General features: G+C 45.3%; 21 protein-coding genes. 13 read left to right on the top strand and 8 right to left on the bottom strand.

Going from position 1 to position 18248, the window contains the following annotated elements; all coding sequences use genetic code 11:
• Positions 1-65 precede the first annotated feature (65 nt).
• From crp to ACTRWI_RS06915, 6 genes are all read right to left on the bottom strand, one after another.
• Entirely contained in the window at positions 66-701 is a 636-nt protein-coding gene (gene crp, locus ACTRWI_RS06940) for a cAMP-activated global transcriptional regulator CRP (protein ID WP_499130114.1), read from the bottom strand.
• A gap of 237 nt (positions 702-938) precedes the next feature.
• Positions 939-1808: a phosphoribulokinase gene (locus tag ACTRWI_RS06935; RefSeq protein ID WP_499130065.1), complete on the bottom strand. Its 870-nt coding sequence runs from the start codon at positions 1806-1808 to the stop codon at positions 939-941.
• Positions 1809-1884: 76 nt separating this feature from the next.
• Positions 1885-2097 (bottom strand): YheU family protein, encoded by a 213-nt coding sequence (locus tag ACTRWI_RS06930; RefSeq protein WP_004737179.1) that lies wholly within the window; start codon positions 2095-2097, stop codon positions 1885-1887.
• Positions 2098-2225: 128 nt separating this feature from the next.
• A complete protein-coding gene (locus ACTRWI_RS06925) occupies positions 2226-3206 on the bottom strand; it encodes a hydrolase (RefSeq protein WP_499130063.1) in 981 nt (326 codons plus the stop codon).
• A gap of 270 nt (positions 3207-3476) precedes the next feature.
• The gene (locus ACTRWI_RS06920) at positions 3477-3947 is read right to left on the bottom strand and encodes a TIGR02444 family protein (RefSeq protein WP_499130062.1); all 471 of its coding nucleotides are present in this window, start codon (positions 3945-3947) and stop codon (positions 3477-3479) included.
• On the bottom strand, positions 3944-5866 hold the full coding sequence (locus ACTRWI_RS06915; protein WP_499130061.1) for an ABC transporter ATP-binding protein: 1923 nt from the start codon (positions 5864-5866) through the stop codon (positions 3944-3946). Before ACTRWI_RS06915 ends, ACTRWI_RS06920 begins: the two co-directional genes overlap by 4 nt.
• Before the next feature lie 171 nt (positions 5867-6037).
• Here ACTRWI_RS06915 and kefG point away from each other — a divergent pair, with 171 nt between their 5' ends.
• The 5 genes from kefG to ACTRWI_RS06890 all read left to right on the top strand — a co-directional run bounded on the left by kefG (position 6038) and on the right by ACTRWI_RS06890 (position 10542).
• Entirely contained in the window at positions 6038-6622 is a 585-nt protein-coding gene (gene kefG / locus ACTRWI_RS06910) for a glutathione-regulated potassium-efflux system ancillary protein KefG (RefSeq protein WP_499130059.1), read from the top strand.
• The gene (gene kefB / locus ACTRWI_RS06905) at positions 6609-8405 is read left to right on the top strand and encodes a glutathione-regulated potassium-efflux system protein KefB (RefSeq protein WP_499130058.1); all 1797 of its coding nucleotides are present in this window, start codon (positions 6609-6611) and stop codon (positions 8403-8405) included. The genes kefG and kefB overlap by 14 nt, the downstream gene beginning before the upstream one ends.
• Positions 8406-8553: 148 nt before the next feature.
• Positions 8554-8754: a YheV family putative zinc ribbon protein gene (locus ACTRWI_RS06900; RefSeq protein ID WP_004737184.1), complete on the top strand. Its 201-nt coding sequence runs from the start codon at positions 8554-8556 to the stop codon at positions 8752-8754.
• A gap of 93 nt (positions 8755-8847) precedes the next feature.
• Complete coding sequence (gene slyD / locus ACTRWI_RS06895) at positions 8848-9390, top strand: peptidylprolyl isomerase (RefSeq protein ID WP_499130056.1); 543 nt, start codon at positions 8848-8850, stop codon at positions 9388-9390.
• Between the two features lie 186 nt (positions 9391-9576).
• Positions 9577-10542 (top strand): isoaspartyl peptidase/L-asparaginase family protein, encoded by a 966-nt coding sequence (locus ACTRWI_RS06890; RefSeq protein ID WP_499130055.1) that lies wholly within the window; start codon positions 9577-9579, stop codon positions 10540-10542.
• A gap of 115 nt (positions 10543-10657) precedes the next feature.
• Here the strand turns inward: ACTRWI_RS06890 and ACTRWI_RS06885 are convergent, their stop codons facing one another.
• Both ACTRWI_RS06885 and ACTRWI_RS06880 read right to left on the bottom strand, forming a co-directional pair.
• On the bottom strand, positions 10658-10885 hold the full coding sequence (locus ACTRWI_RS06885) for a SlyX family protein (protein ID WP_004737187.1): 228 nt from the start codon (positions 10883-10885) through the stop codon (positions 10658-10660).
• 5 nt (positions 10886-10890) lie between these two features.
• Positions 10891-11697 (bottom strand): WD40 repeat domain-containing protein, encoded by an 807-nt coding sequence (locus ACTRWI_RS06880; protein WP_499130053.1) that lies wholly within the window; start codon positions 11695-11697, stop codon positions 10891-10893.
• 302 nt (positions 11698-11999) lie between these two features.
• Between ACTRWI_RS06880 and fkpA the strand changes: the two genes are divergently transcribed.
• The 8 genes from fkpA (at position 12000) to fusA (ending at position 18099) form a co-directional block, all read left to right on the top strand.
• Complete coding sequence (fkpA, locus tag ACTRWI_RS06875) at positions 12000-12776, top strand: FKBP-type peptidyl-prolyl cis-trans isomerase (RefSeq protein ID WP_499130051.1); 777 nt, start codon at positions 12000-12002, stop codon at positions 12774-12776.
• A 204-nt stretch (positions 12777-12980) separates the two neighbouring features.
• The gene (locus tag ACTRWI_RS06870; RefSeq protein ID WP_004737190.1) at positions 12981-13706 is read left to right on the top strand and encodes a helix-turn-helix transcriptional regulator; all 726 of its coding nucleotides are present in this window, start codon (positions 12981-12983) and stop codon (positions 13704-13706) included.
• Positions 13700-14089, top strand: a complete 390-nt coding sequence (gene tusD / locus ACTRWI_RS06865; protein WP_004737191.1) for a sulfurtransferase complex subunit TusD — start codon at positions 13700-13702, stop codon at positions 14087-14089. Before ACTRWI_RS06870 ends, tusD begins: the two co-directional genes overlap by 7 nt.
• On the top strand, positions 14086-14442 hold the full coding sequence (gene tusC / locus ACTRWI_RS06860; RefSeq protein WP_499130049.1) for a sulfurtransferase complex subunit TusC: 357 nt from the start codon (positions 14086-14088) through the stop codon (positions 14440-14442). Before tusD ends, tusC begins: the two co-directional genes overlap by 4 nt.
• Positions 14443-14450: 8 nt before the next feature.
• The gene (tusB, locus tag ACTRWI_RS06855; RefSeq protein ID WP_499130048.1) at positions 14451-14726 is read left to right on the top strand and encodes a sulfurtransferase complex subunit TusB; all 276 of its coding nucleotides are present in this window, start codon (positions 14451-14453) and stop codon (positions 14724-14726) included.
• A gap of 182 nt (positions 14727-14908) precedes the next feature.
• A complete protein-coding gene (gene rpsL / locus ACTRWI_RS06850) occupies positions 14909-15283 on the top strand; it encodes a 30S ribosomal protein S12 (protein ID WP_004737194.1) in 375 nt (124 codons plus the stop codon).
• 106 nt (positions 15284-15389) lie between these two features.
• On the top strand, positions 15390-15860 hold the full coding sequence (rpsG, locus tag ACTRWI_RS06845) for a 30S ribosomal protein S7 (RefSeq protein WP_004737195.1): 471 nt from the start codon (positions 15390-15392) through the stop codon (positions 15858-15860).
• Positions 15861-16002: 142 nt separating this feature from the next.
• Complete coding sequence (gene fusA, locus ACTRWI_RS06840) at positions 16003-18099, top strand: elongation factor G (protein WP_499130041.1); 2097 nt, start codon at positions 16003-16005, stop codon at positions 18097-18099.
• Positions 18100-18248: the final 149 nt, after the last annotated feature.

Raw genomic sequence — 18248 nt, 5'->3', positions numbered from 1 at the left:
AATAAAGAAAAAGCCACCAATTTCGCATTTGGTGGCTTTCATATTTTTGACTCAGTTAATCGAAATTAACGAGTGCCGTATACCACGATAGTCTTACCGTGTGCAGAAATTAGGTTCTGCTCTTCTAGCATCTTCAAGATACGACCTACTGTCTCACGAGAACAACCGACGATTTGGCCAATCTCTTGACGAGTGATCTTGATTTGCATGCCGTCAGGGTGAGTCATTGCATCTGGCTGTTTCGCTAGGTTTAGTAGCGTTTGAGCGATACGACCTGTTACGTCAAGGAACGCCAAGTCACCAACCTTTTGGCTAGTTACTTGTAGGCGGCTTGCCATTTGCGCTGAAAGACGCATTAGGATGTCTGGGTTCACTTGGATAAGTTGACGGAACTTCTTGAAAGAAATTTCAGCTACTTCACAAGGAGATTTAGCACGAACCCAAGCTGTACGCTCTTGGTCTTCTTCGAACAAGCCTAGCTCACCGATGAAGTCGCCTTGGTTTAGGTAAGAAAGAATCATTTCCTTACCTTCTTCGTCTTTAATAAGAACTGCCACAGAACCTTTCACGATGTAGTACAAGGTCTCTGCCTTTTCACCAGCATGGATCAAAGTACTTTTTGAAGGGTACTTATGAATATGACAGTGTGAAAGGAACCACTCTAATGTTGGATCGGTTTGAGGTTTACCTAGAACCATAATATCTCACTTCCTCTGCAGGGTATGCTTGCTGCTTTCCGTATTTTAGCTAAGCCTGAATTGACTTCTTAGGATAAGAGCACTCGGTGGGCGCTGCAAGCTATCTTGTGTTTCGTTTAAGAATAGTATCCTTTTTCAGGTACTATTTCTTGATTTTAATCGTGACCAAGCTACGATTTTTTACGCAAAATTGTGCACATGATCACGGTGTGAAAAGTAATCAGCCAAAATGCCGTTTTGTTAACCTATTTTTCCGGTTTCGATGAGTTGTTGCAGGATTGGCCTAACAATGAGCTCCATGGCAAAACTCATCTTGCCTCCTGGCACCACTAGCGTGTTGTGACGAGACATGAATGAGCCATCAATCATGGCTAAAAGATACGGGAAATCGACGTTTTTGATGCCGCGCAAACGTATAACAACGAAACTTTCATCTAAACTTGGAATCCCTTTGGCGTTAAGTGGATTCGATGTATCTACGGTTGGGACACGCTGAAAGTTGATATGAGTACGCGAAAATTGCGGGGTGATATAGTTGAGGTAATCATCCATTGAACGAACAATGGAGTCCATTACCGCTTCGCGTGAGTGGCCACGATCGCGTGTGTCACGAACGAACTTTTGAATCCACTCTAGGTTTACGATAGGAACCATGCCAATCAGCAGATCGACGTGTTGAGATACATTGATGTCGCCATCAACCACACCACCGTGCAGGCCTTCGTAAAACATCAAGTCTGAATTTTCAGGGATATCTTGCCATGGCGTAAAGGTGCCTGGCATCTGGTTATAAGGTACAGCTTCATCGAACGTATGAAGGTAACTCCGTACTTGACCAGTACCTTCATTACCGTACTTGCGGAAAAACTCTTCTAATGCTGCGAAGTCGTTGGCTTGCGGGCCGAAGTAGCTGATGTGCTTACCTTGCTCACGTGCCTTGCGAATCTCGACGTCCATTTCTGGTCGAGTGAAGCGGTGAAAACTATCTCCTTCAACCCAAGCAGCCTTCACGTCCATCATATTGAACATTTTTCGGAAGGCTTCTGAAGTAGTGGTGGTGCCGGCTCCTGAAGAACCCGTCACCGCAATAATTGGATGTTTAGCGGACATGACAACCCTTGTCTTATGAGTAACTTACTTGTTAGCAATCGTTTCCACTATAACACGGCTCTGTGTTAAGCGCAGCTTAGAAGCGTTTTGTGAGCTGGATATCAACCGTCTCGTGCAGTTCGGAAAACACGATATTGGCCTCACCAGAAGCTAATTGATGTTTCACTTGGTCAATCTTGTTTTGTAGAGAGATCTCCACGTCGCCGTAGTCTGTACCCTCACGCAGTACGAATTCTTTGATGAGGTTTTCTAGCGTATCAGGCTCGATGTCTTTCCATGGGATGATCATAAATACTTCTCTCTTTTATGTTCATTGATATGTTGATGAGTGTGTCTAGTGGTGTTTTTAGTACAACCCCAATTAGGGGCTGCGCTATCTTATCAAGGTTTCACTTATATATTTAGCAGGCTTAACCGTTATGCTGAACCTTGAATACTTTCATAGTAGGCAGGCAGTGCTTCTTCTAACCAAAACCTTGGTTTTAGTGTACTACCAGTAATGAATCCAACATGCCCCCCTTTCTGAAACAAGCGATAATCGATGTTATCTGGCAGCACGAAATTAGGAATCACATCATCGGTCATAAAAGGATCGTCTTTAGCATGGATGATCTGAGTCGGTAGCTTTATCTTATTGAGTTTAGGAAGTGCAGAGCACTGTGCGTAATAGTCTTGAGCGTTCTTGAAGCCATGCAGAGGCGCGGTGATTCGTTCGTCAAACTCATACAACTTATCGATCTTCTTAATTGTCTCAGCGGTAATGTCGAGCTTCTCTTGCAGCAGGTTAATCTTTTTTAGGGCGTTTGACTTAAGAGAGCTGAGCAGGTAATTCTTGTAGAGCTTAGAAAAGCCTTTCTCAATGCGACTCGCGCAACAAGCCAGATCAAAAGGGGCTGACACTATGGTTGCTGCTGATAGCAGGGGATCGTCTGAATACTCAGCCAGATAATTTGCTAGCATGTTTCCGCCTAAAGAGATGCCGACCGCCACCTTAGGGCTGTTGGGAAACTTTGCATGCAGGTGCCTTAAGAAAAAGCGCGCATCTTCGACTTCGCCCGAATGGTAAGCTCGAGCTAAACGATTCGGTTTACCGCTACAGCCTCTAAAGTGCATCATCACGGATAACCAACCATCTTTCGCAAACGCATTCATCAGCCCGTTGGCATAAGGACTTTCAAAACTGCCTTCTAAGCCGTGGAACAGAATAAAGATAGGTTTGTTGCTCGTTAGTTCATCGTTATCTGGTGATTCACTCCAAGCAAGGTCTAGGAAATCACCATCAGGCATTTCTAAGGTTTGCCACGTAGGATGGAACAACGCCTGCTTTCTGATAAACCTTGGCACTAAAGTTTGTAAGTGTGGGTTAGATAAACCAGCCGCTGCGGTAAATATGGTCATAAAACAGTCCGTGATTTTTATGGGCTTTGAAAAGTATTAGGTATCGCGATGCGCCCACGTTTTTATTTGAGCTTGGTTGATTCTCAGTGCAAGCGCAAGCCTTTCACTGAGACTCAATGTAAAAACATGTTGTTAGTAACTGATTGAATATTAACAAGCTTGTACGAGCTAGCTCCTGCTTGCTATGAGCATTCGTTTTGCTAGGTGCGCCGAAATATCAATACGAGAGTAAGCTTGTACCGGAACAACTCAAAAGAGAAAGAAAATGAGTTAAGGCTGAGGAGCGGGTTCAGAAAATGCGTCATAGAGGTTTTCTGCCCCGAGTAGACGACAATATTGCAGGGCCAGTGGCGCTTGTTGATTAGTGAACAGTTGCAGTGAGTTAATACAGTCGACAAGATCGGATTGCTGCTGCTTCTCAAGTTGCAGTTCAAACTGTAAGGCTTCACGGTAGAGAGAGTCGACAACATGCTCTTTAAGGTGCTTACGTAACTCTCGATAACTATGAAGTAGGGTTTCGGAGCGGCTTAAGCACTGTTGTACTTTGTGCCACTCTTCTTCTGCAAAAGATACTTGCTGCTCATCAAGCCATTTGAGGAGCAGCAGAAGATTGACGTTGCCGTGGAACTGGTTTTGTAAAGCTAAGCACGCATTTTTAACACCGTGCACACTATAATACTGAAGGCTAAATTGCCACAGTCGTTCCAGTGTTAGTGATATTGGGGCGTGCTTTGGGCTCATAGGCTATCCATATCCTGTTCCATCTGTTCAAGTTCCTCTTGAGTGGACATCCAATCCATTTCAACTTCTTCAAGTTGCGACTTACTGCTCGCTTGTAGGGCGAGTACTTCATTCAGTTTAGCCTTATTTTCAGCTTCATACAGTGAAGTGTCGGATAATTGTTGCTCGGCTTCTTCAAGAGCAAGCGTCAGTTTATCCATCTGATTTTCAAATTGAGTCAGCTTTTTACGGATTGGTGCGGTTAACTTACGGAACTCGGCTTCTTTACGTTTTTGCTCTTTTTTCGCAGCAGCACTGTTGGCGCCATCTTTCGCTGGGACCTGCGCTTGTGCTTCTTTGCGTTCCACTTTTTGCTGTTCGGTTAGCCACTTGTAATAATCGTTCAGGTCACCGTCAAACGGCGCAACTTGGCGGTCGTGTACAAGGTACAGGTCATCAGTGGTTGCACGAAGTAGGTAACGGTCGTGCGATACGATAACCATCGCGCCTTCAAACGTCTGTAGAGCAAATGTCAGCGCCTGACGCATGTCGAGATCCAAGTGGTTGGTTGGTTCATCGAGTAACAACAGGTTCGGCTTTTGCCATACCAGCAGCGCCAATACTAAACGTGCTTTCTCACCACCGGAGAAAGGAGCCACTTTATCCAGTGCCTTCTCGCCTTGGAAGCCGAAGCTACCTAGATAATCACGCAACTGTTGTTCGGTGTGCTTTGGTGCAATCTGCATCATGTGTTGCAGTGGTGTCTCTTCTGGGTGCAGCGTTTCTAGTTGATGCTGTGCGAAGTAACCAATCTTAACGCCTTGTGAGTAGCTCAGCTCGCCACCTTGCTGTTTCAGTTCGCCAGAAAGCAGCTTGATAAGTGTCGATTTACCTGCGCCGTTACGACCCAGTAGGCCGATACGGCTACCCGGAACAAGGTTAAGGCGAATCTTCTCTAGAATTAATTTGTCATCGTAGCCTGCAGAGACCTCATCCATCATCATGATTGGGTTTGGTAGCGCGTCTGGTTCTCTGAACTCAAAGCTGAATGGGTTATCAAATTGAGCAGGCAGTACTTGTTCCATTTTCTCTAGTGCTTTAATACGGCTTTGCGCTTGGCGAGCCTTTGAAGCTTTATAACGGAAACGGTCGATGTAGCTCTGCATGTGAGCCATCTGCTTTTGTTGCTTCTGGTACATCGCCTGTTGCAGAATCAGCTTTTGCGCTCTTTGATTCTCAAACGATGAGTAGTTACCTGTGTATTCATTTAACTTTTGGTTTTCTACGTGCACGATGCGGTTGACGATAGGGTCTAAGAAGTCTCTATCGTGCGAGATAAGAATCAGTGTGCCAGGGTAGCTTTGTAGCCAGCGCTCTAGCCACATTACCGCATCCAAGTCCAAGTGGTTGGTTGGTTCATCGAGTAGCAGTAAGTCACTGCGGCACAGTAGGGCTTGCGCTAGGTTTAAACGCATACGCCAACCACCTGAGAATTGGGTAAGGTTCCACGTCATTTGTTCCTGGCTAAAGCCTAGGCCGTCTAGCAATTCAGCTGCGCGAGCCTTGATGCTGTAACCACCAATGGTTTCTATCTTGCCGTGAATCTCTGCGGCGAGTGTGCCGTTGTCGGCTATTTCAGCTTTCTGTAACTGCTCTTCAAGGCCACGATATTCACGGTCACCATCAATCACATATTCGATTGCTGTTCTTTCTAATGCTGGGGTTTCTTGAGCAACCCACGCCATTTCCCAATGAGCAGGTTTGCTGAATGAGCCAGCATCAATCGATAGTTCGTCTTTAATTAAAGCGAACAGAGTCGATTTACCACAGCCGTTTTTACCTACCAAGCCAATCTTATCGCCAGGGTGAAGAGTCGCAGATGCTTGGTCGAGGAGGGGCTTACCGCCGCGTAGCAATTGAATATCAGAGAAAGTAATCATAGAAATAGCATAGAAATTAGAGGTGAACAGACGCCTGCATAGTAGGCTGAAACCAGATAAAAGTCGATCACAATGCAATTTGCGTTATGATGCCAATAACATATTAAAAACTTTTGCTTAAATTCTTGTGGCCTTGCCACCGTTTAGCCTTAAAAGGAAAGCTTCAAAGGAATGAGTAATACTCCCTCGACAGACAAAGTAGTGCCCAAAGTATTGGTTATCTACGCGCACCCAGAGCCAGAAACCTCTATTGCCAATCAGATGATGGTTAAGAAAATAGAGTCGCTCGGACATGTCAAAATTCACGATCTCTATACTGTCTATCCTGATTTCTTTATCGATGTGCCGTATGAGCATTCTCTGCTCCTAGAATATGATGTGATTGTGTTCCAACACCCTCTGTTTATGTATTCCTGTCCTTCATTGCTAAAAGAGTGGTTTGACCGAGTCTTGGGTAAAGGCTTTGCGTTTGGTGAGCAAAGTGCACTTAAAGGTAAATATTGGCGTAGCGTTATCACTACGGGTGGTAAAGAAGAGGCGTTTGGAGCAGCAGGCTATAATAAATATCCATTACAAGAGATTTTACAGCCTTTCGAACTTACAGCTGCTTTGTGTCAGATGAACTGGATTCCACCTTTGGTTTTACACTGGGCACGAAATGTCTCAGACATGACTCGTTATCAACACGCAGAGGCTTATCGAAAATGGTTGCGAGACCCGCTACAAGATAGAGGAGCGAACGATGGCTCTGACTAATGAATTTTTGCAAAGTAGCGTTATATTCCTAGCTGCAGCGGTGGTTGCGGTACCTATCGCGCAGCGCGCCGGTTTAGGCTCGGTATTGGGCTATTTATTAGCTGGTGTGGCAATTGGCCCATGGGGGCTCGGTTTAATCAGCGATGTTGAAGCGATTCTGCATTTCTCCGAATTCGGGGTGGTGCTGCTGCTCTTCCTGATTGGTTTAGAGCTGAACCCTAAAAAACTGTGGCAGATGCGAGCGCCTATTCTCGGACTCGGTGGCGCGCAAGTGCTGATTACCACTCTGATCATCACCGCTATTGCCTGTATGTTTGGTTTAACGTGGCAAACGAGCTTAGTAATAGGTATGGGCTTAGCTCTTTCTTCGACCGCGATCGCTTTAAGGGTTATTGAAGAACGAGAGCTTGGGGGCAAAGAAGCAGGCCAGTCAGGTTTTGCAGTATTACTTTTCCAAGATATTGCCGTGATCCCTATGTTGGCTATGCTGCCTTTACTTGCAGGTAACACCGGCGGCAGCTGGGCAGGCATGTTGTGGATGTTAGGTGGTGTGGTTGGTTTACTAGTCGGTGGCCACTTCTTGTTGAGGCCTCTTTTCCGTTATGTAGTAATGAGTGGTGTGCGTGAGTTGTTCACCGTTGCAGCTCTGTTATTGGTGATTGGTATTGCCGTTATCATGCAGCAGATTGGCTTGTCGATGGCATTGGGTACTTTCTTAGCGGGCGTACTTCTGGCTGAGAGCGAATACCGACATGAGTTGGAAATTGCGATTGACCCATTTAAAGGGCTGCTACTTGGTCTGTTCTTTATCTCGGTCGGTATGGCCGTTAACTTAGGGTTATTGGCCGAAAGCCCATTTGCAATACTGATCGCTGTTCTAGCGTTAGTCGTACTAAAGGGGTTAGTTTTGTACGCCCTTGCTCGAATGTTTGGTACTCAAGCCAAAGCACGTAGTCGCATGGCGATGATTCTTAGCCAAGGCGGTGAATTCGCTTTCGTTATCTTCACAGCGGCAAGTGCACAAGGCATCTTGAGTGGCGAACAAGTGTCGTTCTTGCTAGTAGTCGTGAGTCTCTCAATGGTGACCACGCCATTAATGCTTAAGCTGCAAGACAAGTTCTTTGCTCGCCAGTTGAATCAAATCAGCGAGAATGCGATGCCTTCGGATGTGGTTGATCGCAGCCCTCGGGTGATTATTGCTGGCTTTGGTCGTTTTGGTCAGATCATCGGTCGCCTGATGTACGCCAATAAGATCCGCATTACGATCTTGGAAAGTGACGCTAGCCAAATCCATATCTTGAGAAAGTTTGGCTACAAGGTATTTTACGGTGATTCCACTCACTTAGAGTTGTTACGCGCAGCGGGGGCGGATAAGGCAGAAGCGATTGTGTTGTGTACTGACTCTCCAGACGAAATCATGAAAACCGTCGACTTATGTAAGCAGCACTTCCCAAGTCTTAAAATCTTGGCGCGTGCACGAAGCCGTGTTGAAGCGTACCAATTGCTTAATCACGGAGTAAACAATTACTCGCGCGAAACCTTCCTCGGAGCACTGGACCTTGGTCGTCAAACTCTGACTGAACTTGGTATGCATCCATACAAAGCGAAGCGAGCAGAAGCACATTTTAGGAAGTTGGATAATAGTATGCTGAAAGAATTACTGCCTCAGCATAATGAAGACGCAGAGTTGGCCCAAAGAGCGAAAGAGGCTCGTAAAGAGCTTGAAGAGATCTTTGGACACGAGATGGAGAATGACCACCAATCTCGTAACTATTGGCAATAGTTTCTGTTTAGAGTGATTGGATCGAGTATGTAATGCATGCTTTGAGCCTAAAGTTATTGCCCAGTGAAACCTAATAATAAACGTGGTCCTATTCGCTTCCATATCAAGCATAGAGAACCGCGAATCCAAAGTAGTAAAGGATATTAACGTGAAACAGAAAAAACGCTTTATCGCAGGAGCGAGCTGCCCAAGCTGTAATACTCAAGACACGCTTCGTTGGTGGATTGAGAATAATATCGAGCTGGTGGAATGTGTCGATTGTGACTTCTCAGAGCAACGTAAACCGAAAACTGTAGAGAAATCTGAACACGCGAATCAAGAAATGATCGGTATTTTTAAGCCTGAGTGATTGAGTTTCGATAATTGATCCCCATAATATCCGGTACAGAATTTTTCCTAAGCTCAATTGTTGGAGCTTAGTCCAAACCTCCTTGGAGCTCTCATGAAAATTGAAAAGAACGTAGTAGTTAGTGTTGCATATCAAGTGAAACTTGAAGATGGCGTAGTAGTTGACCAATCAACTGCAGAAGCTCCACTAGATTACCTTCATGGTCACAACAACCTAATTACAGGTCTTGAAAAAGAGCTTGAAGGCAAAGTAGCTGGCGACAAGTTCTCTGCAACTGTTACTCCAGAAGACGCTTACGGCGATCACAACGACGCACTAGTACAACGTGTTCCTGCTGACGTATTCCAAGGTGTTGAACAAATCGAAGTTGGCATGCGCTTCCTAGCGGATACTGACCAAGGTCCAATCCCAGTAGAAGTCACTGAAGTAGACGGCGACGAAGTTGTTGTTGATGGCAACCACATGCTAGCTGGCCAAACTCTAACGTTTGATGTTGAAGTATTAGCGGTTCGTGAAGCGACTGAAGAAGAAGTTCAACACGGTCACGTACACCAAGCTGGTGGCTGTGGCAGCGAAGGTCACGACCATGACCACGAAGGCGGTTGCTGTGGTGGCGGTAGCTGTGGTTCTCACTAATACCGATCTAACGGATTAGTTTTAGAATATGAAAGCCTCCCTTGTGGAGGCTTTTTTCGTCTTGGGGGGGGCTTTCTGGCGTGAGCATGACCGCTAGCGAAACATTTGTTGTTGATATCAGACATCGAGCTTTGGATATGATATTGATAGCGACAGATAACAAGAATACGTCAGTGGAGAGTTTACATGTCGCAACCTTTTTCAATTGCCATTCATGGTGGTGCTGGCACTATCTTGCGAGCGCAAATGAGTAATGAGCTAAAAGCGGGCATTACTGAGGCTTTAGAGAAGTCAGTATTGGCTGGTTACCAAGTGCTGCAGTCGGGCGGTGATGCTTTGGATGCGGTAGTGGCATCGGTAAAGGTGATGGAAGACAGCCCACATTTCAATGCAGGTAAGGGTTCCGTTCTTACGCATGATGAGTTTGTGGAGATGGATGCTTCGGTGATGCACGGTCGTGAAATGGATGCGGGTGCTATTGCTGGTGTTCGCCATATTAAAAACCCGATCGAATTAGCTCGCGATGTGATGCTGAAAAGCGACCATGTATTGTTGATTGGAGAAGGGGCCGAAAAGTTTGCCTTTGAACACGACCATATCTTTACCGAGCAAGACTACTTCTTCACTGAGCGCCGTTACGATCAGCTTCAATCGATGAAAGAAAAGGGTATATTTGCTTTGTCTGAAGCGAAATACGATGAACAGCAAGCGGAGAAGTACCCAGACGACAAAAAATACGGCACAGTTGGCGCTGTGGCATTAGACCAAGCGGGCAACTTGGCGGCAGCGACTAGTACTGGTGGTGTGACAAACAAGAAGTATGGTCGTGTGGGCGATTCGCCAATCATTGGCGCGGGCACTATTGCTGAAAATGGTAATGTTGCGGTTTCGACCACAGGCATGGGGGAGTTCTTCTTAAGAAAAATGGTCGCCAGTGATGTTGCTGCGCGCATGCGTTATCTTAATGAAGATGTTCATACTGCATGTGAACACATCATCCAAGGTGAATTGAAAACCATGGGCGGCGAAGGTGGTTTAATTGCGATCGATGATCAGGGTGATATTCACTTCGGCATGAACAGTTCCGGCATGTACCGTGCTAGCGTTGATACTGAAGGGCGAGTGGAAGTTAAGATCTATGCCGATAACTAACCAAGCTTTGGTGTAACTCAAATTCCCAATCAAATACACAAAAGGCGACAGATATTCTCTGTCGCCCTTTGTTTTTCAACCAGACCAACAAGCCGCAGCTCATTGGCAACGCACATTAGTAATGTGGCGGTGGCGTCTCTTCAGATGCGTCAGCTAAGTTCGAACCATCAATGTTCTTTACTTTACCCACTACATATTTCATTTGGTCTTGCATCTTAGTGATCAACATCTGTTGTTGGCTAAGTGCTTCATTGAGTTCTTCAATGGTTTGCTCTTGGAAAGCTAGCTGACATTCTAAGTCATTAACGCGGCTTTCTAACTGTTCAACTCGCTTTTCTGTCATCGTTCTTAATCCACATTCCAAGCTTGGGCGATGCCCGCAGAGGTGCCCGATATTACACGGTTCTTATCATCAAAGGCTGCATCATACACTACCGCACGAGGAGGGCGAGTATCTTTTAGTGGCTCTGCATCGTGTTGTGAAAGTCGTTTGCCATCCTGAGTATCCCAGACACTCACCTGGCTGGCTGGAGTGCCTGTCACTAACAGACTACCATCATCGGAAAAACGGGCACTGGAGAATATCAGTTGTCTCGACCAACTCTGTAGCTGAGCTTGAGGTTCTCCCGTTTCAAGATCCCAAATCATCGCTTGATTGCCACCATCAGAGGTAAAGGCTAATTCGCCATCCCGTTGTAAGGCCACGCGTACGACTCTTTGTTCGTGTTCAAAGGTGCGTAATACCAAGCCGGTTTCGGTGTCCCACAGGTAGGCTTTGTAGTCGTTACCACCGGAAAGCGCATAGCGACCGTTCGAAGAGAGGGCGACGGAATTAACTTTTTCTCTATGAGCAAGGAACTCCAGACGGCGTCCGGTGACTAAGTTCACATAGATGGATTTACCATTCGATAAACCGAGCAGTACTTTCTCACCATTGCTAGAGATGTCAACATCGCGAATCAAGCCGTCAGAGATAGACCATAGTCCTTCAGCTTGGGTCCAAGATAGGTCCCAAACGGCAAAGTTTATTTGGCTGGCAGTAATGGCAAAGCGGCCATTGTCAGAAATTCGCATGCGCGATACTTGGTTTTCGGACTGATCTTGAGGGCCGAGCTGGGCTAACTCTTTGTTTTCGGCAAGGTCCCAAAGCAACAAATGTTTCTGCTGAGAGTAGAGCAGGGCGAAGCGTCCATCTCTGCTAAAAGCAAAGCTGGTGGCGCCGTTGGGCTCTATTTCCCAACGCTGCTCATCGTCTTGAAAGAAAAAGCATCCATTTAACAAGGTGATGACAATTGCACATAGCAAGGAATGGAAAAATATTTGCATCACATCTAATAATCCGGTTTGTGTCGAAAGACATATGACTAGTATATTGTTATAACTAACGTATTCACACCAATCTAATCATTAGATTTGTGCACAATAACCAATGGTTTGGCCATTAATTGGAGAATTCAATGAAATCAGTTTTAAAAGTATCACTGCTTGCCGCAACGGTTATGCTAGCAGTTGGGTGTCAGAAAGAAGAACCAAAGGCAGAAGCACCTCAAGTAGAAGAAGTTAAAGTAGAAGCAGTAAACTTTAAAACCGAAGATGACAAAGCGGCATACGCAATCGGCGTATCTTTTGCTAACTACCTGAGCACAAGCATTGATAAGCCAAGCGAGCTAGGTATTAACTTAGATAAAGACATGGTTCTTCAAGGTATTGAAGACGTATTCGCAGAAAAAACTGCACTTAACGAAGAAGAAACTCGTGCGGCGCTTGAAGCTTTAGACAAGCGTGTTGCTGAAACTATGCAAGCACAAGCGGCAGAGAAATCAGCGGCAACTAAGAAAGCTGGTGACGACTTCCGTGCTGAGTTCGCTAAAGCTGAAGGCGTTAAGCAAACTGAATCTGGCCTACTTTACCAAGTAATGACACAAGGTGAAGGCGCTTCTCCAAAAGACACAGATACCGTTCAAGTACACTACAAAGGTACACTGACTGACGGTACTCAATTCGACAGCTCTTACGACCGTGGCGAACCAGCAACATTCCCTCTAAACCGCGTAATCCCAGGCTGGACTGAAGGCGTACAACTAATGCAAGTCGGTTCTAAGTACAAATTCGTAATCCCGCCAGAGCTAGCATACGGTGAGCAAGACACACCGACTATCCCAGCTAACTCAACGCTAGTGTTCGAAGTTGAACTACTAAGCATTGATAACGCTGAAGTAACAGCTGCTCAGTAATAGCTGAAAGAAATCCCGCTATAAAAAGCGCTGATTGGCTAAAAAGCCTAACTTCACGTTAGGCTTTTTTATTATTCGAATATGAGTATCTGATTTTTAAACTTGTTCTAAATCACTAGTTACAATGTTAGCTAGGTGTGCAATTAAAATTTTCTGATAAACTTACGTGAATTTGTTGATTTTTCACACGAAGGTAAGGAATAAGTGACTACTACAGAAACAGTCAATGCAGATGTGTTACTTGAAATGGAATCAGTCAATGTCATGCCATTCAGTGAACACGATAAAATCATTCTAAGATCTTATGAAGCGGTGGTAGACGGCATTGCGAGCCTAATTGGCCCATTTTGTGAGATCGTTCTGCACTCTTTAGAAGACCTCAACACCTCTGCAATTAAAATTGCTAACGGTGAGAATACTGGGCGTCAGGTTGGCTCGCCAATTACTGACCTTGCATTGAAGATGCTAAAAGATATCGAAGGTTCTAAACGTAACTTCTCACGCTCATACTTCACTCGTGCTAAAGGCGGCGTGTTGATGAAGTCTATCACTGTGGCTATCCGCAATGGTGAAGACCGAGTGATTGGCCTGCTGTGTATTAACGTGAACTTAGATGCGCCTTTCTCACAAGTGCTGCAATCTTTCATGCCGACACAAGACGCAGACGAAGCTGCATCATCGGTTAACTTTGCAAGCGACGTTGAAGAACTTGTCGACCAAACGGTTGAGCGCACCATTGAAGAGATCAATGCCGACAAGTCAGTATCGAACAATACCAAGAACCGTCAAATCGTGATGGAGCTGTATGACAAAGGTATTTTTGATATCAAAGATGCGATTAACCGTGTTGCTGAGCGATTGAATATTTCTAAGCACACTGTGTACCTATATATCCGTCAGCGTAAAACAGAGGATGAAGAGGGTTGTTAAGCTATACACTCCTAGTTAATGGACCTCTCTATGGTTCACAGTCAGCAAGAAGTGCTTACCAGTTTGCCGTGGCTCTGCTTCAACAGGGCCACAAACTCCACAGTGTATTCTTTTATCAAGACGGCGTAAGTAACGGCTCTGACCTTACCGTGCCAGCTAATGATGAATTTGATTTGGCTGCGGCTTGGCAGAAATTGGCAAATGAACACAATGTGAGTCTTGAGACCTGTGTTGCGGCGGCACTAAGACGTGGCATTATCAGTTCTGAAGAAGCAGAGCAGCATCAACTTAGTGGCTCTAACTTAGCTTCTGGGTTTACACAGGCTGGTTTAGGCAGCTTATCGGAAGCGCTACTCACGCAAGACAGAGTGGTACAGTTTTGAGAAAATTAGCCTTTGTATTTAATAGTCTTCCTCATACTACCGCTGCGGGTAGGGAAGGGTTAGACGCGTTATTAGCTGCGTCCGCATATAGTGATGATATCGCGGTGTTTTTTGTTGGTAATGGTGTGACACAACTTCTCAAAGCACAACAGCCTGAACAGACACTGTCCCGTGACTACATTTCGACGTTTAAGTTGATGGACCTCTACGACATCGAACAGGTGTACGTTTGTCAGCGAAGCCTGAGTCAGTTTGGTCTTTCAGCTGACGACTTGTTGATTGATGTCACCGTTGCTGAAGCTGATGAGTTAGCGCAGACGTTAGCTCAGTGCCAACAGATACTGACTTTCTAGGAATTGCGATGGTTCATATTGTTAAAACAGCGGATAAACTCAAGCTTGCACTCGTCTACTCTCAACCACAAGATAGGTTCTTGTTAGTTGAAGATGCAGTGTATGTTTGCCTTCCAAATCATGAGTTATTCACTCAAATCAGTGCAGTCGAGCACATTTCGGTATTAAAACCCGATCTAGAGAGTCGCGGCCTACAACAGTTGGCCTCTGAAGCCATCCCACAAATAGGCTTTGATGGCTTTGTTGAATTGACGGTTTTAAACGATAAATCAGTCACTTGGTAGCTATGTTCTATCAGTTTAGTTAAAAGCAGACCATCCTGAGCTCTAGACGGCTAAAAAAGATCTGTATATTTCTTGACACACATCCCACTGCTGAATAGAATTTTGCGTCCCTAATTGCAACATGTAGTTAGGGATAGATTTTTCACAAAGCTTACTTTCAAGTAAATTTCAGGAGCTAGTTAATGGCAACTATTAACCAGTTGGTTCGCAAACCTCGTGTAAAGCAAGTTGTTAAAAGCAACGTGCCTGCACTAGAAGCGTGCCCACAAAAACGTGGTGTATGTACTCGTGTTTACACTACTACACCTAAAAAACCTAACTCGGCACTACGTAAAGTATGTCGTGTACGTCTAACCAACGGTTTCGAAGTAACTTCGTACATCGGCGGTGAAGGCCACAACCTACAAGAGCACAGTGTTGTACTAATCCGTGGCGGTCGTGTAAAAGACCTTCCGGGTGTACGTTACCACACTGTTCGCGGCGCACTTGACTGTGCTGGCGTTAATGACCGTAAACAAGGTCGTTCTAAGTACGGTGTGAAACGTCCTAAGTCTTAATTGATTCTCTTTTTTAAAAGAAATCGTTAAGTAAGGCCAAACACTATTTTATTTATTATTCTGAAAAGTTTTGGAAAAAACCTGAAGAAGACAACGGAGAATATCCATGCCACGTCGTCGCGTAATAGGTCAGCGTAAGATCCTTCCAGATCCAAAGTTCAAATCTGAACTGCTGGCAAAATTCGTTAACATCCTAATGGTTGACGGAAAGAAATCTACTGCAGAAAAAATTGTTTACACTGCACTAGATGCAATGGCTGAGAAGTCTGGTAAAGACCACTTAGCTGTATTTGAAGAAGCTCTTGAAAATGTTCGCCCAGCGGTAGAAGTTAAATCTCGCCGTGTAGGTGGTTCAACTTACCAAGTACCTGTAGAAGTTCGTCCGGTTCGCCGTAACGCACTTGCTATGCGTTGGGTAGTTGAAGCTGCGCGTAAGCGTGGTGAAAAATCTATGGCTCAACGCCTAGCTGCTGAAATGCTAGACGCGTCTGAGAACAAAGGTACTGCGGTTAAGAAACGTGAAGACGTTCACCGCATGGCTGACGCAAACAAAGCGTTCGCACATTACCGTTGGTAATACCTTTTTAGTGCTGCAAGGTTCCTTGCAGCACTTCTTTAGTTCCTATGCTTATGCTAGGAACTATTGCTATTTCTAGGGCAGGCAATTTTTATCCTAGGTATAGCAATAGTCCCTAAGTCTCTAATAAGAGGATTCAACCGTGGCTCGTAAAACTCCTATTGAGCAGTACCGTAACATTGGTATCGTTGCTCACGTAGATGCAGGTAAAACAACCACAAGTGAACGTATTCTGTTCTATACCGGTCTTTCTCACAAAATCGGCGAAGTTCACGATGGTGCAGCAACCATGGACTGGATGGAGCAAGAGCAAGAGCGCGGTATTACGATCACTTCAGCAGCAACCACTACGTTCTGGCGTGGTATGGAAGCGCAATTCCCAGATCACCGTATCAACATCATTGACACTCCTGGACACGTTGACTTCACCATCGAAGTAGAACGTTCTCTGCGTGTACTTGATGGTGCCGTTGTCGTGTTCTGTGGTTCATCTGGTGTTGAGCCTCAATCAGAGACAGTTTGGCGTCAAGCTGATAAATACCAAGTTCCTCGTATGGTTTTCGTTAACAAAATGGACCGTACTGGTGCAGACTTCTTACGCGTTATCGAGCAGATCAAGGACCGCTTAGGTGCAACTCCTGTTCCGATTCAACTGAACATTGGCGCTGAAGAAAACTTCCAAGGTGTTGTCGATCTTATCAAGATGAAGGCAATCAATTGGAACGAAGCTGATCAGGGCATGACTTTTACGTACGAAGACATTCCAGCAGACATGCAAGAAATGGCTGAAGAATACCGTACAGAACTTGTTGAAGCAGCGGCAGAAGCCTCTGAAGAACTAATGGATAAGTACCTTGAAGAAGGTGAACTGACAGAAGCTGAAATCAAACAAGGTCTTCGTGCTCGTACCCTTAACAATGAAATCGTACTAGCAACATGTGGTAGCGCATTTAAAAACAAAGGTGTACAAGCTGTTCTAGATGCAGTGGTTGATTTCCTTCCTTCTCCAGTTGATGTACCTGCAATTAAGGGCATCGATGAAGACGAGAATGAAGCAGAGCGTCACGCGGACGACAAAGAACCGTTCTCAGCGCTAGCATTCAAGATCGCAACAGACCCATTCGTTGGTACTCTAACTTTCATTCGTGTTTACTCTGGTGTTGTTGAAAGCGGTAAAACGGCTTACAACTCTGTGAAGAAACAACGTGAACGTTTAGGTCGCATTGTACAAATGCACTCAAACAAGCGTGAAGAAGTAAAAGAAGTACGAGCTGGTGACATCGCCGCTATTATCGGTCTAAAAGATGTGACCACTGGTGAAACTCTGTGTGACCAGAACCATAAGATCGTTCTAGAGCGCATGGAATTCCCAGACCCAGTTATTCAGATCGTTGTAGAGCCAAGCTCACAAGCCGATCAAGACAAAATGACTATCGCTCTAGCTAAGCTGGCAGCAGAAGACCCATCGTTCCGCGTCGATATGGATGACGAAACAGGCCAGACACTGATTTCTGGTATGGGTGAACTACACTTAGATATCATCGTTGATCGTATGAAGCGTGAATTTAGCGTGAACTGTAACGTTGGTAACCCGCAAGTGGCTTACCGTGAAACAATTCGTGGTACAGCGAAAGCGGAAGGTAAATTTATCCGTGAACACGGTGGTAAAGGTCAATACGGTCATGTTTGGCTGAAACTGGAACCATCAGAAGTTGGCGAAGGCTTTGTCTTCGTGGATGAAATTGCCGATGGTACGGTACCTAAAGAGTTTATCGCTTCAGTAGCTAAAGGTGTTGAAGAGCAGATGAACAATGGTGTGCTTGCTGGCTATCCAGTTCTGGATATCAAAGCTACACTATACGATGGTTCTTATCATGAAACAGATTCAAGTGAGATGGCGTTTACAATCGCTGCCTCTATGGCTTTCAGAACAGGTGCACTTGAAGCGCAACCAGTTCTGCTTGAGCCTATGATGAAAGTTGAAGTAACTACTCCAGAAGACTGGATGGGTGACGTTGTTGGCGATATTAACCGTCGTCGCGGCATCATCGAAGGTATGGACGAGGGTACAGCTGGCCTGAAGATAATTCGTGCACAAGTTCCGTTGTCTGTCATGTTCGGTTACTCAACTGATTTGCGTTCTGCGACACAAGGTCGTGCTTCTTACTCTATGGAGTTTAGTGAGTACGCTGAAGTGCCTAACAATGTTGCAAAAGCAATCATTGCAGAGCGTGGTTAAACAATAGGGCTGCATTTTTTTCATTTTTTTGAAAGATCTAATGCGTCCAAATATTGCGCTAACGAGAGTTGGCGCATAAAATAGCAATTTCTGGCGCGTCTCGACCAATAATGGTCGTGGCGAATCATAACTAGGAAGGAACACGATCG

It is taken from the genome of Pseudoalteromonas sp. G5_S1_14_S5 (assembly GCF_054968605.1).
The sequence above is the reverse complement of the archived record's forward strand: the minus strand, read 5'-3'. Positions and strand labels throughout refer to the sequence as shown.